The sequence below is a fragment of the Mesorhizobium sp. C264A genome (assembly GCF_040324515.1).
Lineage (GTDB): Bacteria > Pseudomonadota > Alphaproteobacteria > Rhizobiales > Rhizobiaceae > Mesorhizobium.
The window spans coordinates 837,150-854,876 of the sequence record NZ_JAMYVY010000001.1 but is presented as its reverse complement, the minus strand read 5'-3'; the positions used below and the strand labels follow the sequence as shown (position 1 = coordinate 854,876).

At 63.9% G+C, this 17,727-nt stretch carries 19 protein-coding genes; 7 read left to right on the top strand and 12 right to left on the bottom strand.

Going from position 1 to position 17,727, the window contains the following annotated elements; genetic code table 11:
- Positions 1–243: 243 nt before the first annotated feature.
- The 5 genes from NKL04_RS04105 to NKL04_RS04085 form a co-directional block, all read right to left on the bottom strand.
- The gene (locus tag NKL04_RS04105; protein WP_023682111.1) at positions 244–1,284 is read right to left on the bottom strand and encodes an ABC transporter permease; all 1,041 of its coding nucleotides are present in this window, start codon (positions 1,282–1,284) and stop codon (positions 244–246) included.
- Complete coding sequence (locus NKL04_RS04100; RefSeq protein WP_023668308.1) at positions 1,281–2,078, bottom strand: ATP-binding cassette domain-containing protein; 798 nt, start codon at positions 2,076–2,078, stop codon at positions 1,281–1,283. The genes NKL04_RS04105 and NKL04_RS04100 overlap by 4 nt, the downstream gene beginning before the upstream one ends.
- Before the next feature lie 86 nt (positions 2,079–2,164).
- Positions 2,165–3,178: a substrate-binding domain-containing protein gene (locus tag NKL04_RS04095; RefSeq protein ID WP_023699592.1), complete on the bottom strand. Its 1,014-nt coding sequence runs from the start codon at positions 3,176–3,178 to the stop codon at positions 2,165–2,167.
- A gap of 116 nt (positions 3,179–3,294) precedes the next feature.
- The gene (locus NKL04_RS04090; RefSeq protein WP_031208947.1) at positions 3,295–4,203 is read right to left on the bottom strand and encodes a sugar phosphate isomerase/epimerase family protein; all 909 of its coding nucleotides are present in this window, start codon (positions 4,201–4,203) and stop codon (positions 3,295–3,297) included.
- Positions 4,200–5,231: a Gfo/Idh/MocA family protein gene (locus NKL04_RS04085; RefSeq protein WP_023699594.1), complete on the bottom strand. Its 1,032-nt coding sequence runs from the start codon at positions 5,229–5,231 to the stop codon at positions 4,200–4,202. Before NKL04_RS04085 ends, NKL04_RS04090 begins: the two co-directional genes overlap by 4 nt.
- A gap of 194 nt (positions 5,232–5,425) precedes the next feature.
- On the opposite strand from NKL04_RS04085, the gene NKL04_RS04080 reads away from it, so the two are divergent.
- Together NKL04_RS04080 and NKL04_RS04075 are read left to right on the top strand one after the other, a co-directional pair.
- Positions 5,426–6,451, top strand: a complete 1,026-nt coding sequence (locus NKL04_RS04080; protein WP_023697001.1) for a LacI family DNA-binding transcriptional regulator — start codon at positions 5,426–5,428, stop codon at positions 6,449–6,451.
- Positions 6,452–6,612: 161 nt separating this feature from the next.
- On the top strand, positions 6,613–8,088 hold the full coding sequence (locus tag NKL04_RS04075; RefSeq protein WP_023699595.1) for an esterase-like activity of phytase family protein: 1,476 nt from the start codon (positions 6,613–6,615) through the stop codon (positions 8,086–8,088).
- Positions 8,089–8,166: 78 nt separating this feature from the next.
- Here the strand turns inward: NKL04_RS04075 and NKL04_RS04070 are convergent, their stop codons facing one another.
- The gene (locus NKL04_RS04070; protein ID WP_023699596.1) at positions 8,167–8,961 is read right to left on the bottom strand and encodes a L,D-transpeptidase; all 795 of its coding nucleotides are present in this window, start codon (positions 8,959–8,961) and stop codon (positions 8,167–8,169) included.
- 198 nt (positions 8,962–9,159) lie between these two features.
- Here NKL04_RS04070 and NKL04_RS04065 point away from each other — a divergent pair, with 198 nt between their 5' ends.
- Positions 9,160–10,632, top strand: coding sequence for an MATE family efflux transporter (locus NKL04_RS04065; protein WP_023699597.1), 1,473 nt, complete (start codon positions 9,160–9,162; stop codon positions 10,630–10,632).
- A gap of 3 nt (positions 10,633–10,635) precedes the next feature.
- Here the strand turns inward: NKL04_RS04065 and NKL04_RS04060 are convergent, their stop codons facing one another.
- Both NKL04_RS04060 and NKL04_RS04055 read right to left on the bottom strand, forming a co-directional pair.
- A complete protein-coding gene (locus tag NKL04_RS04060) occupies positions 10,636–10,842 on the bottom strand; it encodes a hypothetical protein (protein ID WP_245271331.1) in 207 nt (68 codons plus the stop codon).
- Positions 10,839–11,843, bottom strand: a complete 1,005-nt coding sequence (locus tag NKL04_RS04055) for an MFS transporter (RefSeq protein ID WP_245271332.1) — start codon at positions 11,841–11,843, stop codon at positions 10,839–10,841. The genes NKL04_RS04060 and NKL04_RS04055 overlap by 4 nt, the downstream gene beginning before the upstream one ends.
- Before the next feature lie 153 nt (positions 11,844–11,996).
- Here NKL04_RS04055 and NKL04_RS04050 point away from each other — a divergent pair, with 153 nt between their 5' ends.
- Positions 11,997–12,572 carry a TMEM175 family protein gene (locus NKL04_RS04050; protein WP_023682120.1) on the top strand — a complete coding sequence of 192 codons (576 nt, stop codon included), beginning with the start codon at positions 11,997–11,999 and terminating at the stop codon, positions 12,570–12,572.
- Between the two features lie 12 nt (positions 12,573–12,584).
- On the opposite strand, the gene NKL04_RS04045 is transcribed toward NKL04_RS04050, so the two are convergent.
- Positions 12,585–12,866, bottom strand: a complete 282-nt coding sequence (locus tag NKL04_RS04045; RefSeq protein ID WP_023668298.1) for a hypothetical protein — start codon at positions 12,864–12,866, stop codon at positions 12,585–12,587.
- 132 nt (positions 12,867–12,998) lie between these two features.
- Between NKL04_RS04045 and NKL04_RS04040 the strand changes: the two genes are divergently transcribed.
- Positions 12,999–13,865, top strand: coding sequence for an SDR family NAD(P)-dependent oxidoreductase (locus NKL04_RS04040; RefSeq protein WP_023699598.1), 867 nt, complete (start codon positions 12,999–13,001; stop codon positions 13,863–13,865).
- 26 nt (positions 13,866–13,891) lie between these two features.
- On the opposite strand, the gene NKL04_RS04035 is transcribed toward NKL04_RS04040, so the two are convergent.
- The 3 genes from NKL04_RS04035 to NKL04_RS04025 form a co-directional block, all read right to left on the bottom strand.
- Complete coding sequence (locus NKL04_RS04035; RefSeq protein ID WP_023750938.1) at positions 13,892–14,323, bottom strand: low affinity iron permease family protein; 432 nt, start codon at positions 14,321–14,323, stop codon at positions 13,892–13,894.
- 382 nt (positions 14,324–14,705) lie between these two features.
- Positions 14,706–15,347 carry an LbetaH domain-containing protein gene (locus NKL04_RS04030; RefSeq protein WP_023699599.1) on the bottom strand — a complete coding sequence of 214 codons (642 nt, stop codon included), beginning with the start codon at positions 15,345–15,347 and terminating at the stop codon, positions 14,706–14,708.
- Between the two features lie 91 nt (positions 15,348–15,438).
- The gene (locus tag NKL04_RS04025; protein ID WP_023753104.1) at positions 15,439–15,957 is read right to left on the bottom strand and encodes a CreA family protein; all 519 of its coding nucleotides are present in this window, start codon (positions 15,955–15,957) and stop codon (positions 15,439–15,441) included.
- A gap of 181 nt (positions 15,958–16,138) precedes the next feature.
- Between NKL04_RS04025 and NKL04_RS04020 the strand changes: the two genes are divergently transcribed.
- Positions 16,139–16,714 carry an SCO family protein gene (locus tag NKL04_RS04020; RefSeq protein ID WP_023682124.1) on the top strand — a complete coding sequence of 192 codons (576 nt, stop codon included), beginning with the start codon at positions 16,139–16,141 and terminating at the stop codon, positions 16,712–16,714.
- 82 nt (positions 16,715–16,796) lie between these two features.
- Positions 16,797–17,669: a 50S ribosomal protein L11 methyltransferase gene (locus NKL04_RS04015; protein ID WP_023682125.1), complete on the top strand. Its 873-nt coding sequence runs from the start codon at positions 16,797–16,799 to the stop codon at positions 17,667–17,669.
- The last annotated feature ends 58 nt before the right edge of the window (positions 17,670–17,727 follow it).

The following is a 17,727-nucleotide window of genomic DNA, read 5'->3' as shown; positions in this document are numbered from 1 at the left end:
ACGGGCGGAGCAAGGAGCGTAGCGACGCAGCGTAGACCCGAGGATCCATCCCGCGTCTTCAACGCGTTGCCACGGTGCGGAATCCTGCGCAGCTGCACGCCAAGGTCGCGGAATGGATTCCAGGGTCTACGCGACGGAGCTTCGCTCCTGCTCCGCCTTAGAATGACGAAGCGACGGGCGTCTGCCCAGTCGTCGGGGCATGCGGTCCGCAACATGAGCGTCCCCGTCAATTTAGCCCGCCCCTCACCTGTACCGCGCCTGGTTCCACTTGTGCCCCAGCAGCGACAGGATGATGATCAGCCCGTTGAAGAACTGGACGTAGAAGCCGCTCAGGCCCGCCGCCACGACGCCGGTCTGGATGAACGACACGGTGACCGCGCCGATCGCTCCACCGGCAACCGTACCGATGCCGCCCCAGGTCGGCGTGCCGCCGACGAACACCGAAGCCAGCACCGGCAAGAGATAGCCGTCGCCCGCGGTCGGCCACCAGGTGAAGTTGATCATCACCGAAAACGTGCCGGCGATCGCGGCCCCGATGCCGGTGAAGATGAACACTTTCACCCGCACACGCTTGACGTCGATGCCCATTTGCTGGGCGCTGTCGGGGTTGTCGCCGACGACCCTCACCTGCGCGCCGAAGCGGTGCCGGTTGTAGAGCATTGCCGAAAAAATGACGAAGGCGAGTGCCCATAAGACCTGTACCGGAAAACCCCACACCTGACCGGAGAAGATGGTGTACGCCCAGCTGTCGCTGAGACCGGTCAATGCCGTCGATCTGCCCTCGTTGATGATCTGGATCAGTCCTCGCAGCAGGAAATTCATGCCGAGCGTGGCGATCAGCGACGACAGCCCGCCATAAACGACCAGGGATCCGACGAGAAAGCCGAGCAGCGTGCCGGTGAGAATCGCCGCTGCGATGCCGAGAAACGGATCGTAGCCGGCCTGCACCACCAGCGCGAACACCCAGGAGGCAAAGCCCATGGTTGCGGGAAACGACAGGTCGATCTCGCCGCAGGTGACGACGAAGACCAGCGGCACCACCACGAACAGGGCAACCGGCAGCGTGGTCAGCACGGATCTGTAGAGATACCAGGTGGTGAACACGGTCGGGTTGGCGATCAGGAACGCCGCCATCATGATGATGAACACGGCGAGCGTGCCGAGCGCTGCGCGGTTGTCGATGACGAAACCGCGCAGCCAATGGTCGGACGGGTGCTTCCACTCAGGCCGGGCCGCCTTGCCGCCGAGCGGGCTCTGCAGATCGGGTTCCATGGTCTTGCTCATCGTGCTGCCCTCTCCGCGTCGCCGGCCTCGTGCAGCCCCGGCAATCCTCCGGGATGCGCAACGTCTTCCATGAAATTGATCAGCTCTTCGGCCGACTTGACCTCGGTGCGATCGGCGGTCAGCGCCACCTTGCCGCGGTCAATCACCACGAAGCGGTCGGCGATGTCGAAGACATGGTGGATGTTGTGGCCGATGAACAGGATCGAACGGCCGCTCGCCCGCACCTGGCGCACGAAATGGAAGACCTTGGCGGTCTCGGTCAGCGACAGCGCCGTCGTCGGCTCGTCAAGGATGATCAGCTCGGCCTGCTTGTAGATGGCGCGCGCGATCGCCACGCCCTGGCGTTCGCCGCCGGAGAGCTGGCCGACGATCGAATGCGGCGTGAACACTTTCGAGGTAAAGCCGATCTCGCGCATCAGCCGGCTCGCCTCCTCTATCTCTTTATTGACCTTCAGAAAGCCCATGAAGCCGGTGAGTTCGCGGCCCATGAAGATGTTGCGCACGATGGTCTGCTGCACGGCCAGCGCCCGGTCCTGGAAGACCGTCTCGATGCCGGCGTCGCGCGAGCGTGCCGCACTCCAGCCGGTCACCGGCTTGCCGCGCACCAGGATCTCGCCGCTGGTCGGCTTGACGACGCCGGACAGGATCTTGATCAGCGTCGATTTGCCGGCGCCATTGTCGCCGATCAGGCCAACCACCTCGCCGCGGTCGACCGAGAGATTGACCCCGCCCAGCGCATAGACCTGGCCATAGGATTTGCTGATGTCGCGCAGTTCGATGATGCGTTCGGCCATGGCGATCCTCGCTCCTGTGGTATCATCCCGGCCTGGTGCCGGCGGTCCTGCCGGCCGGGCTTGCGCCCAGCCGGCAGTTTGGGAGGTCAGCGCAGCGCCTGCTTGGCGAGCTCGGCGACGATCTCGTAATTCTGCGGCGTGACGAAGCCCGCCCCGGTGTCGACATTCATCGGCGCCAGGCCCAGCACCACCTGCTGGCAAAGGCTGAGGATCGGCAGATAGCCTTGCAGAAACGGCTGCTGATCAGCCGTCAGCTGCACCCAGCCGCCCTTGAACGCCTCGACGATCTGCGGGCTGGTATCGAAGCCGAAGTTGAAGATGTCGCCGGGCTTGCGTCCTGCCGCCTGCATGTAGGTGGCGACGTTGCCCAGCATCTGGCCGCCGGGATAGCCGACCGCCTTGACGTCGGGATTGTTGAGCAGGGCCGCGGTGATCACCGGTATCGCCAGATTGGGGTCGGACGCCCATTCGCCGCTCGGCGGCGACGACAGCTGGATGACCTCGACGCCGGCTTCCTTGAGTGCTGCCACCGTGCCGCGCTCGCGCGCGCCGCGGGCCTCGTTCTCGAACGGACCGATCATGATCGCCTTGTCGCCGGACTTGAGCTTCCCGAGCTTGAACGCCTCAGTGCCGAGCGCGCGGCCCTGCTGCTCCTGCTGGGCGCCGACATAGCCGCCGCCGAACGCGTCCACCACCTTCGGCACCGGCACGTTCTGGTACATCATCTTGATGCCGTCCTTATGCGCCTGTTCGGCCAGCGGCATGATCGCGGCGTCGCCCGGATGGCCCATCATGGCAATGCCGTTTGGCTTCACGGCGACGGCCTCACGCAATTGCTGCACCATCTTCTCGACGTCCCACTGCGAGAAGATGTAGTCGACCTTCGGCCCGAGATCGGACGCCGCCTGCTTGGCGCCATTGTAGACGATGGTGCCGAAAGCGTCGCCCTCGGCGCCGCCGACGAAAAAGCGGATGTGGACATCCTTGCACCACTGGGCGTCGAGCGCCTGCGCCGGCAGAGTGGAGATGGCAGCGCACAGCGCCGTGGCGGCGGCCACGACGGTCGAGCGCAGAAGTGTCGTTCTCATTGCGATGCTCATGCACGTTCCTCCCTTTTGTCCTCGGTGAGCCGAGGGGTTTCGTCGTTCGCCTGTCGGCAGTGCTTGTCGGCAGTGCTTGGCAATCTGTCAGGCCGGCTCCTCCCACCGGCCCTCGGTCACGCCGGGTTCGGCAGGTAGGTCGCTCCTCCCCGGCATTGCTTGAGGTATTCCAGCCCGCGCACCTGGCCTGTGATTTCGAGGTCGCCGCGATAGACCGGGTCGTGCCAGCCCTCGATGTCGATGGCGCCCTTGTAACCGGCCAGCCGCAATTCGCTGATCACCCGCGTCCAGTCGCTGTCGCCAAACCCGGGCGTGCGCATCTGCACGAAGGGCAGCTTGCCGAACACGCCGTGCTCGCGGATCACATCCCAGCGCACCGTCGCGTCCTTGCCGTGGACATGGAAAATGCGCGGCGCCCATTTGCGGATCTGCGGCATCGGGTCGATGAGGTAGACAAGCTGGTGGCAGGGCTCCCATTCGAGGCCGAGATTGTCGTCGGGCAATTCGTTGAACATCAACTCCCAGGCATCGGGATTGTGGGCGATGTTCCAGTCGCCGGCCGCCCAGTTGCCATCCATGGCGCAATTTTCGAAGGCAATGCGCACGCCCTTGTCTGCGGCGCGCCTGGCCAGCGGACCCCAAACCTCACGGAAGCGCGGCAGGCTGTCTGTCAGCTTCTTGCCACGCAGACGTCCGGTGAAGCCGCTGACGATCGAAGCGCCGAACAGATGCGCATTGTCGATGACGGTTTCCCAGGCCGCGAGCACGCCGCGATCGACCTCGCCATCCTCCAGCGGATTGCCGAACACGCCGATCGACGACACGGCGACATCGGCATCGCCGATCGCCTCGCCAATCTCACCGGCGAGCCGCGCCAAATCCTTGCCGCCCAGCGTCTGCCAGAAGAAGGGCTGGATGCTCTCGAAGCCGAGCGGCAGAATCTCTTTGATGTAGGCGGCCGGGTCTTCGAGATTGGCCCGCACCATGGCGCCGATCCGGATGTCGAGAAGCGGGTTTGGCATCATGATGCTTCCTGTGTGATTGCGACGCGCCGTCCGGTCTCGGCGCTTTCGATGGCGCCAAAAACCATGGCCAGGCTTTTGATGTTGTCGCTGCCACGGGTTTCCGGCTCGCTGCCGGTCTCGATGGCGTGCATGAAATCCTTGATGATGCCGAGATGACCGCCGACGCGGTCGGCGGGATCGAGCGGCGGCACGATGATGGGCTGGGTCAGGTCGAACAGGCCGTCGCGGACCGACAACACAACCTCGGCCTTCAGCCCGTCCTCGCCGTCCCAGAGCAGGCTGCCGTGCTCGGCGACGATGCGCCATGTGCTCTCCCAACTGGTGCGGAAGCCCGCCGCGCACCAGGAGCCTGCATAGGTGAAGCGCTTGCCGCCACCGAGATCGAAGATAGCGCTGGCCGACGATCCCTGCCGGTACCAGGAATTGGCCGGCTCCCATTCCTGGCAATAGACGCCGGCGGGATCGCCTGCGACCATGTAGCGGGCGGCGTCGAATGTGTGGATCGCCATGTCGAGCAAGAGCACATGCGCCATCTCCTCGCGAAAGCCGCCGAAATGCGGCGCGACGAAGAAGTCGGCATGGATGCTGGTTGGCTTGCCGATGGCGCCGGAGTCGAGAAAGCGCCTTATGCGCCGGACATTGGCGACATAGCGGCGGTTCTGCACGACCGCATGGACGCGCCCCGCGTTACGCGCCGCATCGACGATGGCGCGCGCATTTTCCGGAGTATCGGCCAGCGGCTTTTCCGTCAGCAGATGGCAATTATGGGCAAAGGCGGCAAAGGCGACATCACGCCGGGCGGCTGGAACCACGACATCGAACACCGCGTCGGGCCTGGTCTGGTCGAGCACCGCGTCGAGGCTGGTGCCGATTACCGCGCCGTCGAGCCCGTATTCGTGCGCCCTCGCCTTCGCCCGTTCGGCGTCGAGATCGACAAGGCCGACAATGGCCAGCCCGTCGATCTGCCTCGCGGCATCGAGCCAGGCCTTGCTCATCGCACCACAGCCGACGAGGACGGCATTCATCATCCGGCATTCCTCCCGTCCGGTCCCTCCAGACCGAATGTCACGGCATTTCCGGCATCACCGTAAACGTTTCTCCGTAAACGTTTACGAGAACACACCCGATGGCGTAGAATGTCAATCGGCTGCCAGCGAAAATCATCCCGAAGCCTTGGCCTGGGCGGCAGCCGGTGCTAGCCAAGACAGGGGGAGAACTGTCCTTGGCGTCCAGCATCCATGACCTTGCGCGTCACCTGAACATTTCGATCGGCACCGTGTCGCGGGCGCTGAACGGCCGCGCCGACGTCAATGCCGACACCCGCCAGCGCGTGCTCGCCGCCGCCAAGCAATTGAACTATTCGCCCAACCAGTCCGGCCGCAGTCTGCGGCAAGGCACCACCCATTCGATCGCCTTCATGCTGCAGCCGCATCCGGGCGACCAGCAATATGGCGAACCGTTCTTCATCCCGTTCCTGATCGGTCTGCAGGGCCGACTGGCCGAGGATGACCTGGATCTGATGGTCGTCATGGGCGAGCCCGGCCAATATCAGCAGGAGAGGCTGCGCCGCGTGGTTGAGACGCGCCGAGCCGACGCGGTCGTGTTGGCCAATACACGGCGGGAAGACGATCGGATCGACTATCTCAGCAAGGCTGGCTTTCCCTTCGCCACGCTTGGCCGAAGTCAATCCGGCGACGACACCTATCCTTCGCTCGATATCGATTTCGAGAGGGCGGGTGATGAAGCCGTCGACCGGCTGGTCGCGCGCGGCCACCGCCGCATTGCCGCCATCCGCCCTTCGCTGGATCTCAACTTCGGCTACCTGTTCCTCGACGGCTACCGCAAGGCGCTGGGGCGGCATGGCATCGAAGTCGACCCCGGCCTGATCGCCGACGGCTTCATCAACGAGGCCGGAGGCTACCAGGTGACGCCGCGCGTGATGCTCTCCAAGGACCGGCCCACAGCCATCATCTTCAACAATGACGCAATGGCGCTCGGCGGCTGCAAGGCACTGGCCGAGATGGGCATCAGGCCCGGCCACGACATCGCGGTGATCGTCATCGTCGACACGCCGCTCTGCCGTTATTTCTCGCCGGCGCTGACCGCCTTCCGTCCGTCGCTGGAGCCGATGGGCCGGCGGCTGGCCGAAATGCTGCTGGCCTCGCTTCCCGCCTTTGCCGGCCCGGAAGGTCCGCGCATCATCCGCGAAGTCTGGCCGCTGGAACTGATCGCCCGCGACAGCGATTGATCATTGCGCTCTTCCCTCTCCTACAAGGGAGAAGGAAGAGGCCCTCTCTGTCACGCAAGTATCATGTTCGCGTCCTAGACCGCTTTGCGAGAGGGCGACATCGTCGATGCGATGCGGTGGCCCCTTTGCGCCGCTCAAGGCTTGTCACAAAAAGGATCTCCATGAAAATCTCGCACCGAACCGTGTCGCTCGGCGCCGCGCTGGCGCTGTTTACCGCCCTGACCCCTGCCCTTGCCGACAGCACCGCCACCGTTGGCGGCTTCGTCAACAAGGGCCTGGTCGGCGTCGGCCGCATCCCGGCCGATCAGAAGGACAAGTTCGGCGAGACCTTCGGCTCCGGCTCCGGCATGTCCATCGACGCCGCAAGCTGGACCCGTGGCGCGGACGGCTACAAGGGCTCGCTCTGGTTGCTGCCGGACCGTGGCTACAATGTCGTCGGCACCACCGATTACCGGCCGCGCCTCAACACTATTCGCATCGAGTTCACGCCGGTAGCACTAGGCGCCACGCCCACCTCCGGCCAGGAACAGACAGGCGTCAAGGCGACGCTTGCCGATTCCCTGCTCCTCACCGACGACAAGGGCGCTGACGCCACCGGCCTCGATCCGCTCAACGGCGTGCGCGCGGCCAATGGCGACCTGCCGATCCTGCCCGAGGCCAATGGCAAGCTGGCGCTCGACAATGAGGCGATCGCGCGGCTGCCCGACGGCACCATGTTCATCTCTGACGAATACGGCCCCAACATCTACCGCTTCTCGGCCGACGGCCATCTGTTGTCGGCAACGCAGCCGCCCGCCGCTTTGGTGCCGATGCGCAAGGGCGCGCCGAACTTCGCCTCCGACAATCCGGGCCCCGGTGCAGCCGAACCCGATCCGAAGGATCCCGAAACCGGCCGCCAGAACAATCAAGGCCTCGAAGGCATGGCGCTGACGCCGGACGGCAAGTCGCTGATCACTGTGCTGCAGTCGGCGCCCCGCCAGGATGGCGGCGATTCGCCCGCGACGCGCCAGAACACCCGCGCGCTGGTCTACGACGCCTCCGACCCGGCCCATCTCAAGCTGGTGCATGAATATGCCGTGCCGCTGCCGGTGTTCAAGGACGCCAAGGACAAGACCAAGGTCGCCGCGCAGAGCGAAATCGTGGCGCTGTCCGACAAGACCTTCCTGATGCTGGCGCGCGACAGCGGAAACGGCCAGGGGGTGAAGGGCGATACTTCGCTGCTGCGCCAGATTTTCGTCGTCGACGTCTCTGGCGCCACCGACATTGCCGGCGGCGCCTTCGATGCCGCCGACAAGCCGCTGGCGCCCAAGGGCGTGCTCGACCCCTCGGTGACCCCGGCCAGGCTGACGCCGTTCATCGACATCAACGACAACAAGGAACTTGGCCGTTTCGGCCTGCATGACGGCAAGCCCAACGACAAGAACAATCTGTCGGAGAAGTGGGAAGCAATGTCTGTGGTCAGCGTGCTCGATCCGGCGCTGCCCGACGACTATTTCCTGTTCGTCGGCAACGATAACGACTTTCTCACCCAAGACGGTTTTCAGGTCGGCGCGCCCTACAAGGCCGACGACGGCGCCGATGTCGACACCATGTTCCTGGTCTATCAGGTCACGCTTCCGGGCCTCGCCAACAAGTAGCCGTATACGGAAAGGCGGACGCGCCCGGCGCGTCCGCCTCTAACCGTTTGTCGGCGATCAGCGATGCCGTGAAGGCACCTATTTCAAAATCTCCGCATCCCTTGGCACGCCGGCATCGATCGGCTCGGCGGTCCGGCTCGACACAGCCATGATCTTGCCCGCGGCCGACAGGTTCGGGCGCACATAGACCTGGGCTACGCCGTTGACCCGGCTGTAGAGGTCGATGATGTCCTGGTTCATGAAGCGCACGCAGCCCGACGACGCGTTCTTGCCGATGGAATCCCATTCCGGCGTGCCGTGCAGCCGGTACATCGTGTCCTTGCCGTCGCGGAACAGATAGAGCGCACGCGCGCCGAGCGGGCTCTGCGGTCCCGGCGGCATGCCGTCCTTATATTTCGCCAGTTCCGGCCGGCGCTGGATCATTTCGGGCGGCGGCGTCCACACCGGCCATTTCTTGCGCGCCTGGATCACGGCGCTGCCGGTCCAGCCAAACCCGGCCTTGCCGAGGCTGACGCCATAGCGCATTGCCTTGCCGCCGTCGCGCACCAGATAGAGAAAATGCTCGGATGTATCGACAACGATCGTGCCGGGTTTTTCGCCGGTCGGATCGTCCACGATCTGGCGCACGAACTTCGGATCGAGCTTGGCCACGGGGATTGCCGGCAATGAAAAGCCCTCATCGACGCGCGCCGAATACATGGTGGCGGCATCGCCGAAAGCGGGCTCGGGTGCGGGTGCCGGCGCCGGCGTTGGCGGCACCACGACATCGGTCGTGGTGCAGGCTGAAAGCGCCATGGAAGCGGCACCCAAAGCGGATATTCCAAGAAACGCGCGCCGGTTCAGGCGCTCGGAAAAAAGCGGATTGTCGGACATGATCCCCCCAGCCTATTCATCATATCCAACAGGATATGCGACCCCACGCGGCGACGACCCATATCCCATTCCGGATGTTTTGAGAACTGATTAGCGTGAAGCCGCCAGGTGGCATGTTCCAATGCCGCATCGACCTTGTCCGTCAAATCGGCGATCATTGCCGGGCGGACTTTGAGATGAACCTTCGCCGAACAGCCCATGGACGAAAAAATACCACCGCGCCGGCGCACCGGCGACCTGACCAGCGGCCCGATTCCGCGCACGCTGCTTTTGTTCGCTCTGCCGGTGCTCGGCTCCAACGTGCTGCAATCGCTCAACGGTTCGATCAACGCCGTCTGGGTCGGCCGCTTCCTCGGTGAATCGGCGCTGACCGCCACCTCCAACGCCAATCTGGTGCTGTTCCTGATTCTCGGCACCGTGTTCGGCATCGGCATGGCCGCGACCATCCTGGTGGCGCAATCGGTCGGCGCCCGCGACCTGCCCGAGGCGCGGCGCATCGTCGGCACCAGCGCCAGCTTCTTCTTCCTCGTCTCGGCTATCTTCGCCGTCTGCGGCTGGATCTGGGTCGACGCCATCCTCAACACACTGGGCACCCCGCCCGATGCGCTGCCGCTGGCGCGCTCCTATCTGCGCATCATCTTCGTCGCCGTGCCGATGATGAATCTTCTGTCCTTCGTCATGACGGTGCTGCGCGGTGCGGGTGATTCGCGCACGCCATTCCTCTTCATGGCGCTCGCCGTCGTGCTCGACATCATCCTCAATCCGCTGCTCATTCGCGGCATCGGCCCCTTCCCCGAGCTCGGCATCGCCGGCTCCGCCACCTCGACGCTGATCGGCCAGACGGTGAGCGTGATCGCCATCCTCGTCGTGCTTTATGCCAGAAAGCATCCGTTGCGGCTCGCCGGCGCGAACCTCGCTCTGCTGCGGCCGGATCCGGCGCTGCTCAGGATCGTCGTCCTCAAGGGCGTGCCGATGGGCCTGCAGATGATCGTCATTTCGGCGGCGGCGCTGACCGTGATGGGCATCGTCAACTCCTACGGCTCGCAGGTCGCCGCCGCCTACGGCATCGCGGCGCAGCTGTGGACCTATATCCAGATGCCTGCGCTGGCGATCGGCGCCGCAGTCTCGTCGATGGCGGCCCAGAATGTCGGCGCCGGGCGCTGGGACCGCATCGGTCGCATCGCGGCGTCCGGCGTCGGCTTCAACCTGGTGCTCACCGGCGCCCTGGTGGCGCTGCTGTTCTTCTTCGACAGGCCGGTACTCGGCCTGTTCCTTAGCGGGGACAGCACCGCAATCGACATTGCAGCCCACATCAACAAGGTGGCGTCCTGGTCGTTCATCCTGTTCGGCGTCACCATCGTGCTGTTCGCGACCGTGCGCGCCACCGGTGCCGTGATGCCGCCGCTGATCATTCTGGTGATTTCCGTGATGGTCGTGCGTACCGGCTTTGCCTACTTCTTCAGGAGCTACATCGGCGAGGAAGCGCTGTGGTGGAGTTTTCCGGCGGGATCGATCACCTCGCTGGTGCTGGCCGCCGCCTATTATCGCTTCGGCCGCTGGCGCACCATGCACATGATCGAGGACCGGCCGGCCGCCGGCGAGCCGCCCGACACCGGCCTCGGCATCCCGCGCGGACGGGCAAACATGGCGCCCGGGACGCCAAACGGGTGAGGCTCAGCGCGCGTATTTGACGCCGAACCCCAGCGCTACGACAGAGAACAGCGTGATCATGCCGGCGAAGGCCAGGCTTGCCGTCGTCGGAGTGGCCCAACTCGACAGCAGCCCAATGCCGATCACCGGCAGCGCATTGCCGCAGAAGCAGCAGATGAAGAACGCCGACACCAATTCGGCGCGACGCTCGGCAGGTGCGATCTGGTTCACCACCTGCAGCCGCCGCGATAGCCGAGCGCCGCCGCCACGCCGCACACAGCGGTGGCGGCAATCATCAGCGACATCGACGCGAAAAACTGAGCAGCAACCATCAGCCCTACGGCCGGGATCATCAGCGCCAGCGCGGCCAGCATGCCGGCGCGACTGGACAGTCGGGTCGTGGCCAGAATGGTCGCGGCCGCAACGATCGACAGTTCAAAGAACAGCCCGCCAGCCTCGGCATGGTTGGCCACATGCAGCTGCTGCGCCAGGATGCTCGGCGCCAGGGCTGCATAGAAGCCGACCAGCGCCATGGCGCCGAAGCCGGTGACGGCCGGCGCCACGAAAGCGGCGCGGATATTAGCGGGCACCGACAGCCGCGGCCGCAGCGAAACATCGGTCAGCCTGCCCGGCCGGGACACGGTTTCGCGGGTACGCCAGATCAACAGCGTCACCACCACGAGCAAGGCAAGATAGACCGCAAACGTTAGTCTCAACGGCCAGGGCGCATATTCGGCGAGCAGGCCCGATGCCAGCGCGCCCAGGCCAAGGCCAACGAAGTTGGTGCTGGTGGCGATGATTGCCGCGCGCGATTTGTCCTTACCCTCGATCAACTCGGCAAGCCAGGCCGTGCCGGTTCCCGCGCCGACGCCGATGCCAAGGCCGCTCAATATGCGGGCGACATCGAGCCATGCGACATTCTCGGCCAGCAGGAACACCACCGCGCTGACCACCGCTATGGCCATCGACGCCAGCGCCGCAGGACGGCGACCAATGCCGTCGGACAAGCGCCCGAACATCAGCAATGCGCCGAGATTGCCGACGACATAGACGGCGTAGACCAGCGTCAGCGTGATCTGCGAGAAACCGAAGGCCTGCTTGTAGATGACGTAAAGCGGCGTCAGCACCGTGCTGCCGGCGAACAGCGCGGCGATCATGGCGGCAACCGCGGCCATCGCGGGCCGGCCATCGAGTCCGTTGTCGCGCGTCGTGGTCTCGGCATAGCTGGTCATGGCAACCTCCGGCCAATCGCCCAACGCCCAATTGCGCCCCAACGTCCATGTAAGGATGGCCGTTCCACGCGCCGAACTTCATCCTGACAACCTTGTCAGGATGGTCTTGCCCGAAGTCCTCGCTTAACGTCTTTCCATCGAGAGGGAGAATCCATGGGAAAAGGTAGAGTCGAGGCATTCACCGATGGGGTGGTCGCCATCATCATCACCATCATGGTGCTGGAGCTGAAAGTGCCGCATGGCGAGGATTTTTCAGCGCTTCTGCCGCTGTGGCCGATCTTTTTCAGCTATGTCTTGTCGTTCATCAATGTCGGCATCTACTGGAACAATCTGCACAACATGTTCCACACCGTCCAAAGGGTCGACGGCCGCGTGCTGTGGGCCAACCTCAACCTTCTGTTCTGGTTGTCGCTGATGCCGGCAACGACGGCCTTCATGGGCGAGAACCATTTCGCGCCGGTCCCCGTCGCCGTCTATGGCATCGACCTGGTGCTGTGCGCGGTCGCCTACACCTTTCTCGCCACCAAGCTGCACCATTTGCACGGCAACGACACCGCCTTCGCCAAGGCGCTGGGCAATGACCGCAAGGGCAAGATCTCGGTGGCCCTCTACGCCGCAGCCGTCCCGCTTGCCTTCGTCAACCAATGGATCGGCGTTGCGATCTTTGTGCTGGTGGCCGCCGTCTGGTTCGTGCCGGACACGCGTTTTTCGCGGGTGCTGGAAAAGTAGCGTAGGACGTCTCTACTTGCGCATCGCCTTCAGCTTTTCGGCAACCGACGCCGCAAGGTCGGCATAGCGCTCCTCCAGCCGCTCGGCCGCCTTGATGATCGAAAAATCATGGCCGAATTTTTCCAGCGCCATGCGCAATTTCTCGACGAACTCGGCCTGTTTTTCGAGTGCCGAAAACAAGGTCTTCACCTGCGCTTCGCTTATGTCCGGATTGGCAAGCATCTGCGGCACCTCGCGGCCCATCTGGTCGCCGGTGGCGGTCTGCTCCTTCAGGATCGCAACCCAGTCGGTCAATCGGCAATCTCCCTGTTCGGCCGCAGCATGCACAGCCGCCGTTGATGCGGTCAACCCGAACACGCGGGACGGCCTTGCACGATGCGCGTCCCGCGCTAAGTTCGGCGCCACCCGAACCCTAGGAAAAAGATCATGACCTCCGACGCCGAAATCCAATCCGCTTTGCCCGCCCTCAGCCGAGGCAACGTCGCCGTCATCACCGGGGGCGCCAGCGGCATCGGGCTTGCCGCTGCCAAAAGGCTGGCGGCTATGGGCATGAGACTGGTGCTGGCCGACATTGGCGGCGCGCGCCTCGATGCGGCCCGCCAGGCAGTCGCCGCGATCGCCGGCGAGAATGCCGTGCTTGCCGTCGCCACCGACGTGTCGAAGGCCGACAAACTCGGCCGGCTGGCGGAAAAGACGCATGCCGCTTTCGGCGCCGTATCGCTGCTGATGAACAATGCCGGCGTCGGCAACAATCCGGGAAAACCGTGGGAGAACGGCGACGCCTGGAAGCGGATGATCGACATCAATTTCTGGGGTGTCGTACATGGCGTCGAGGCCTTCGCTCCGGCCATGCTGGCCTCCGGAGAGCCTGGCCTGATCATCAACACCGGCTCCAAGCAAGGCATCACCACGCCACCCGGCAATCTCGCCTACAACGTCTCCAAATCGGCATTGAAGACGTTCACCGAAGGGCTGGCGCACGCATTGCGCAACGAGCCGGGCGCGAAGGTCGCGGCGCATCTTCTCATTCCCGGCTTCACCTTCACCGGCCTCACCGAAGGAGCGGTCGAAAAACCCGCTGGCGCCTGGACCGGCGAGCAGGTGGTCGACTTCATGCTGGCTTCGCTGGCGCGTGGGGACTTCTACATCCTCTGCCCCGACAATGAGGTGATGCGGCCGACCGATGAAAAGCGCATGGCCTGGGCGATCGGCGACATCATCGAGAACCGGCCTGCTCTCTCGCGCTGGCACCCCGACCATAAGGACGCTTTCGCGGCCTTTATGGGAAACTGATCGTCGAACTCAGCCAAAGCCGAGACTCAGGCGGGCGCGCGTTTTTTCGCGGTGCGCTTTTGCGCGACGGCCTTCTTGCCCGCCAGTTCGGCGAGCTCGTGGTCATGGCGTTTTGCCGCCCGCTCGCATTTGTCTCTGATCTCCTCGACCTCGGATTCGGTCAGGTGCTCGATGCCGATGAAATGATTGTGGCCCTCGCTGACGCGGATCAGTTCGTCGAGCTTGGCCTGAACCGCGGCGCCGTCGCGGTTCTGGGTGTTCTGAATCAGGAACACCATCAAAAAGGTGATGATCGTCGTTCCCGTGTTGATGACGAGCTGCCACGTATCGGAGAAGCCGAAGAATGGCCCGCTTACCGCCCAGACGATAACGATGGCGCAACAGGCGATGAAAGTCGGCGGCAGGCCCGCCAAGTGCGAAACGGTGTTGGCGATTCTGGTAAACAGCTTTTCGATCATTCACATCCTCAACCGTTCAAAGCGCGACGAGCTGACCAAGGCCGCATTCATCGCTCCAACAATAAACAACCGGCAGCCGCTTCCGGTTCCCTGTCGCAGAGGGCATCGCTGGTGCAATTGTATGCACGCCAAAGGCGCAGCGCCGTGAAAAGCCGCCTTATCGGTTTGTTGCCATTAGTCACCATGCAGGCCAAAACCTGTTCGTTCCGCTTCACGGCGGATTTGTCTCCAAGCCCCTTCCGCTGCGCCACCCCCGCATGGCGGAAGGGGTCCGTTGCGTTGCCGCAGACCGGCGGAACTCTTCCCGACACGTGCCGTTCAGAATTTTGGCGCCAGGATTTCGGCCAGCCAGTCGATGAAACCGCGCACGCGCGGCGAGCTCTCAGGAATGCTCTTGCTCCCAACGATCGAGGAAATCCTCAATCGGCAAGGCCTGCATGTCGGGAACCGCTTTGGCGAGTTTCTCCGGCGGCCAGTCCCACCAGGCAAGGCTTTCGATCCGCGCCGCGATCTCGGAGGGAAAGCGCATGCGCAACGGCTTCGCCGGTACGCCGGCGACGATTGTGTAGGCCGGCACATCCCGCGTCACCACCGAATTGGCGCCGATGATGGCGCCATTGCCGATGCTGATCTCGGGCATGATGACGGCGCCATGGCCGATCCAGACATCATTGCCGATGCCGACCGCCTTGGCCTGCCGCCGCGCGCGGAACGCCGCGTCGACGCCCAGCCAGCGGAAATACTCGTTCGGCCGGTAGCTGAGCTTGTGCTGCGTGATCCGCTCGATCGGATGCTCCAAGGCATTGATGCGGCTGTTGGCGGCGATCGAGCAGAATTTTCCGATCGTCGTGTAGATCGCCTCGGCGTGGCGCTCGAAATAGGAGAAATCGCCGACATTGACCTCGCGCAGCACCACCCGTTCGCCGATCGAGGCATAGCGGCCAAGCTTGCACGCTTTCAGCTCCGCGGTCGGATGGATGCGCGGCTCCGGATCTTTCAGGACGAGGTTTTCGGTACGGTCCATCTGGCGGATTTACCCCCGCGCAATTGCGGAAGCAATTGTCGCGTCGCCGTCGGGCCCGCAGGCGGGTCGATCTTGCGTCGGCTCCGACCGGCTATTTCGGCTTGCCGCCGGTCCACACCACGTTCTGGCCGAACAGCGGCACGGTCGTCACCGACATTTTCGCCGAGCCGTCCTGCACCTGGCGCGAATGCGAGAGATAGATCAGCGTCTCGTTCTTCTTGTCGTAGATGCGGTTCACCACCTGCTTCTTCCAGATCAGGCTGATGCCTTGCTTGAACACCTCTTCGCCGCCCTCGCTCATGTCGATGTCGCCGATGGTGATCGGCCCGGTCTGGCGGCAGGAGATCGAGGAATCAGACGGATCCTCGAACCAGTTGCCCTTGTGCAGCCGGTCGATGACGCTGCGGTCGAAATAGGAGACATGGCAGGTCACGCCGTCGATCTTGGGGTCCTTGATCGCCTCGACGATGATGTCGTTGCCGACCCAATCGACGCCGACCTTGCCGACCTCCTCTGCCGCGGCGGCACCGGCGCCAAGGGCAATGCATGCGGCCAGCGCGCCGCCGATCAGTTTCTGCCCAATCCGTCTCTGCCCAGTCCGTCTTTGCAAGGGAGCCTCCTCAGGTTCGGTTTGCCGCTCTCAGGTGGGATAAGGGCCAGCTGTTTGCAAGGTAGCGTCCAGCCCGGTTGCGGCAACGCGGCATCTTTGCCTTGCTCCCTGCGACCGGCTAAGACTGCTCGCCAACAGGAGCGCCGATCCGGCGCTCGATTTCTGCGACGGACACTTCCTGATGATGCGTTCAATTCTGGTCGGCATTCTGGTTCTGATGGCGGCGGGCATCGGCTGGCTCACCTTTGACTTCTATCGCGGCCATTATGGTGGCGAGCCGTATGGTGCGCCATTCACGCTGGTCGACCAGAAAGGCGCGCCAATCACCGAAGCCGCCTTCAGGGGAAAACCCAGCATCGTCTTCTTCGGCTTCACCCATTGCCCGGAAGTCTGCCCGACCACTTTGTTCGAAATGGCCGGCTGGCTGAAGGCGCTGGGCGACGACGGCAAGAACCTCAACGCCTACTTCGTTACCGTCGATCCAGAGCGCGACACGCCGCCGGTGATGAACACTTACGTCAGCAATTTCTCCGACCGCATCGTCGGCATATCGGGCGATCCCGACAAGGTGCACGCCATGGCGAAGTCCTTCAACATCTACTGGAAGAAGGTCGACACCGGCGACGGCGATTACACGATGGACCACACCGCCTCCGCGCTGCTGCTCAACGCCAAGGGCGAGTTTTCGGGCACCATAGCCTATGGCGAAAGCGCCGATACCGCGATCGCCAAGCTGAAGCGGCTGGCGGCAGGCTAGGCATGATCCCGAAATGTGGAATCCGGTTTTCTCGGACAGAAAAGTGTTGTCCAGAGATCATGCTCAAGCAAGAGAACAGCTGATGGGTCAGACCAGGCTCCACTTCATCGCTGGGAAGATCGAGGCCGACCGCATCTTTGCCGCGCTCGAGCCAGCTTTCGAGGATGAAGGCCTGCCGATCGCCGTGCTCGAAGTCGATGAAGACCGCGACATCTACGAGGTTTCGCTCTACACCGACGGCAATGTCGACGCGGTTGAGGCGCGGCTAAGGGACAGCCTTGCCGGACTGTCCCTGTCGAAGCCGATCGAGCGCGAGGTTCTGCCCGACATCGACTGGGTGGCGCGCTCGCTGGAGGGACTGAAACCGGTGCGCGCCGGACGTTTCTTCGTCCATGGCGCGCATGACCGCCGGAAGCGCCACAGCGGCGAACTCGCCATCGAGATCGAGGCCGGCCTTGCCTTCGGCACCGGCCATCACGGGACCACTGCCGGCTGCCTCGAAATGCTGGAACGGGTCGTGCGCCGCGAACGTCCCAGGAATGCCCTCGACCTCGGCACCGGCAGCGCGGTGCTGGCGATCGCCGTCGCCAAACTGGCGCATATTCCGGTGCTGGCGACCGACATCGATCCGATCGCCGTCAGGGTCGCCGCCGCCAACGCCCGCCTCAACCACGTCAAGGCACTGGTCGAAACGGTGACGGCGCCCGGCTTCCACCACCCGATCTTCGGCAAGCGCGCGCCTTTCGACCTCATCGTCGCCAACATATTGGCGCGGCCGCTGATGCGGCTGGCGCCTGAGATGGCGAGGCACATCAGCCTCGGCGGCTCGATCGTGCTGTCCGGCATCCTCGAGCGCCAGTGCAATGCGGTGATCTCGGCCTATGTCGGCCAGAATTTCCGCCATGTCAGGACCTTGCACCGCGAAGGCTGGGTGACGATCCACCTCAAGCACTGAGACGCAACGCGCTTTGGACAATCCGAGCCTGTTGCGATTGGCGAAAATCGATTCCGGT

Excerpts from the sequence above, each read along its gene's own strand:
- NKL04_RS04105 (WP_023682111.1), bottom strand. The coding sequence starts at position 1,284 with ATGAGCAAGACCATGGAACCCGATCTGCAGAGCCCGCTCGGCGGCAAG.
- NKL04_RS04100 (WP_023668308.1), bottom strand. The coding sequence starts at position 2,078 with ATGGCCGAACGCATCATCGAACTGCGCGACATCAGCAAATCCTATGGC.
- NKL04_RS04095 (WP_023699592.1), bottom strand. The coding sequence starts at position 3,178 with ATGAGCATCGCAATGAGAACGACACTTCTGCGCTCGACCGTCGTGGCC.
- NKL04_RS04090 (WP_031208947.1), bottom strand. The coding sequence starts at position 4,203 with ATGATGCCAAACCCGCTTCTCGACATCCGGATCGGCGCCATGGTGCGG.
- NKL04_RS04085 (WP_023699594.1), bottom strand. The coding sequence starts at position 5,231 with ATGATGAATGCCGTCCTCGTCGGCTGTGGTGCGATGAGCAAGGCCTGG.
- NKL04_RS04075 (WP_023699595.1), top strand. The coding sequence starts at position 6,613 with ATGAAAATCTCGCACCGAACCGTGTCGCTCGGCGCCGCGCTGGCGCTG.
- NKL04_RS04070 (WP_023699596.1), bottom strand. The coding sequence starts at position 8,961 with ATGTCCGACAATCCGCTTTTTTCCGAGCGCCTGAACCGGCGCGCGTTT.
- NKL04_RS04065 (WP_023699597.1), top strand. The coding sequence starts at position 9,160 with ATGGACGAAAAAATACCACCGCGCCGGCGCACCGGCGACCTGACCAGC.
- NKL04_RS04055 (WP_245271332.1), bottom strand. The coding sequence starts at position 11,843 with ATGACCAGCTATGCCGAGACCACGACGCGCGACAACGGACTCGATGGC.
- NKL04_RS04050 (WP_023682120.1), top strand. The coding sequence starts at position 11,997 with ATGGGAAAAGGTAGAGTCGAGGCATTCACCGATGGGGTGGTCGCCATC.
- NKL04_RS04040 (WP_023699598.1), top strand. The coding sequence starts at position 12,999 with ATGACCTCCGACGCCGAAATCCAATCCGCTTTGCCCGCCCTCAGCCGA.
- NKL04_RS04035 (WP_023750938.1), bottom strand. The coding sequence starts at position 14,323 with ATGATCGAAAAGCTGTTTACCAGAATCGCCAACACCGTTTCGCACTTG.
- NKL04_RS04030 (WP_023699599.1), bottom strand. The coding sequence starts at position 15,347 with ATGGACCGTACCGAAAACCTCGTCCTGAAAGATCCGGAGCCGCGCATC.
- NKL04_RS04020 (WP_023682124.1), top strand. The coding sequence starts at position 16,139 with ATGATGCGTTCAATTCTGGTCGGCATTCTGGTTCTGATGGCGGCGGGC.
- NKL04_RS04015 (WP_023682125.1), top strand. The coding sequence starts at position 16,797 with ATGGGTCAGACCAGGCTCCACTTCATCGCTGGGAAGATCGAGGCCGAC.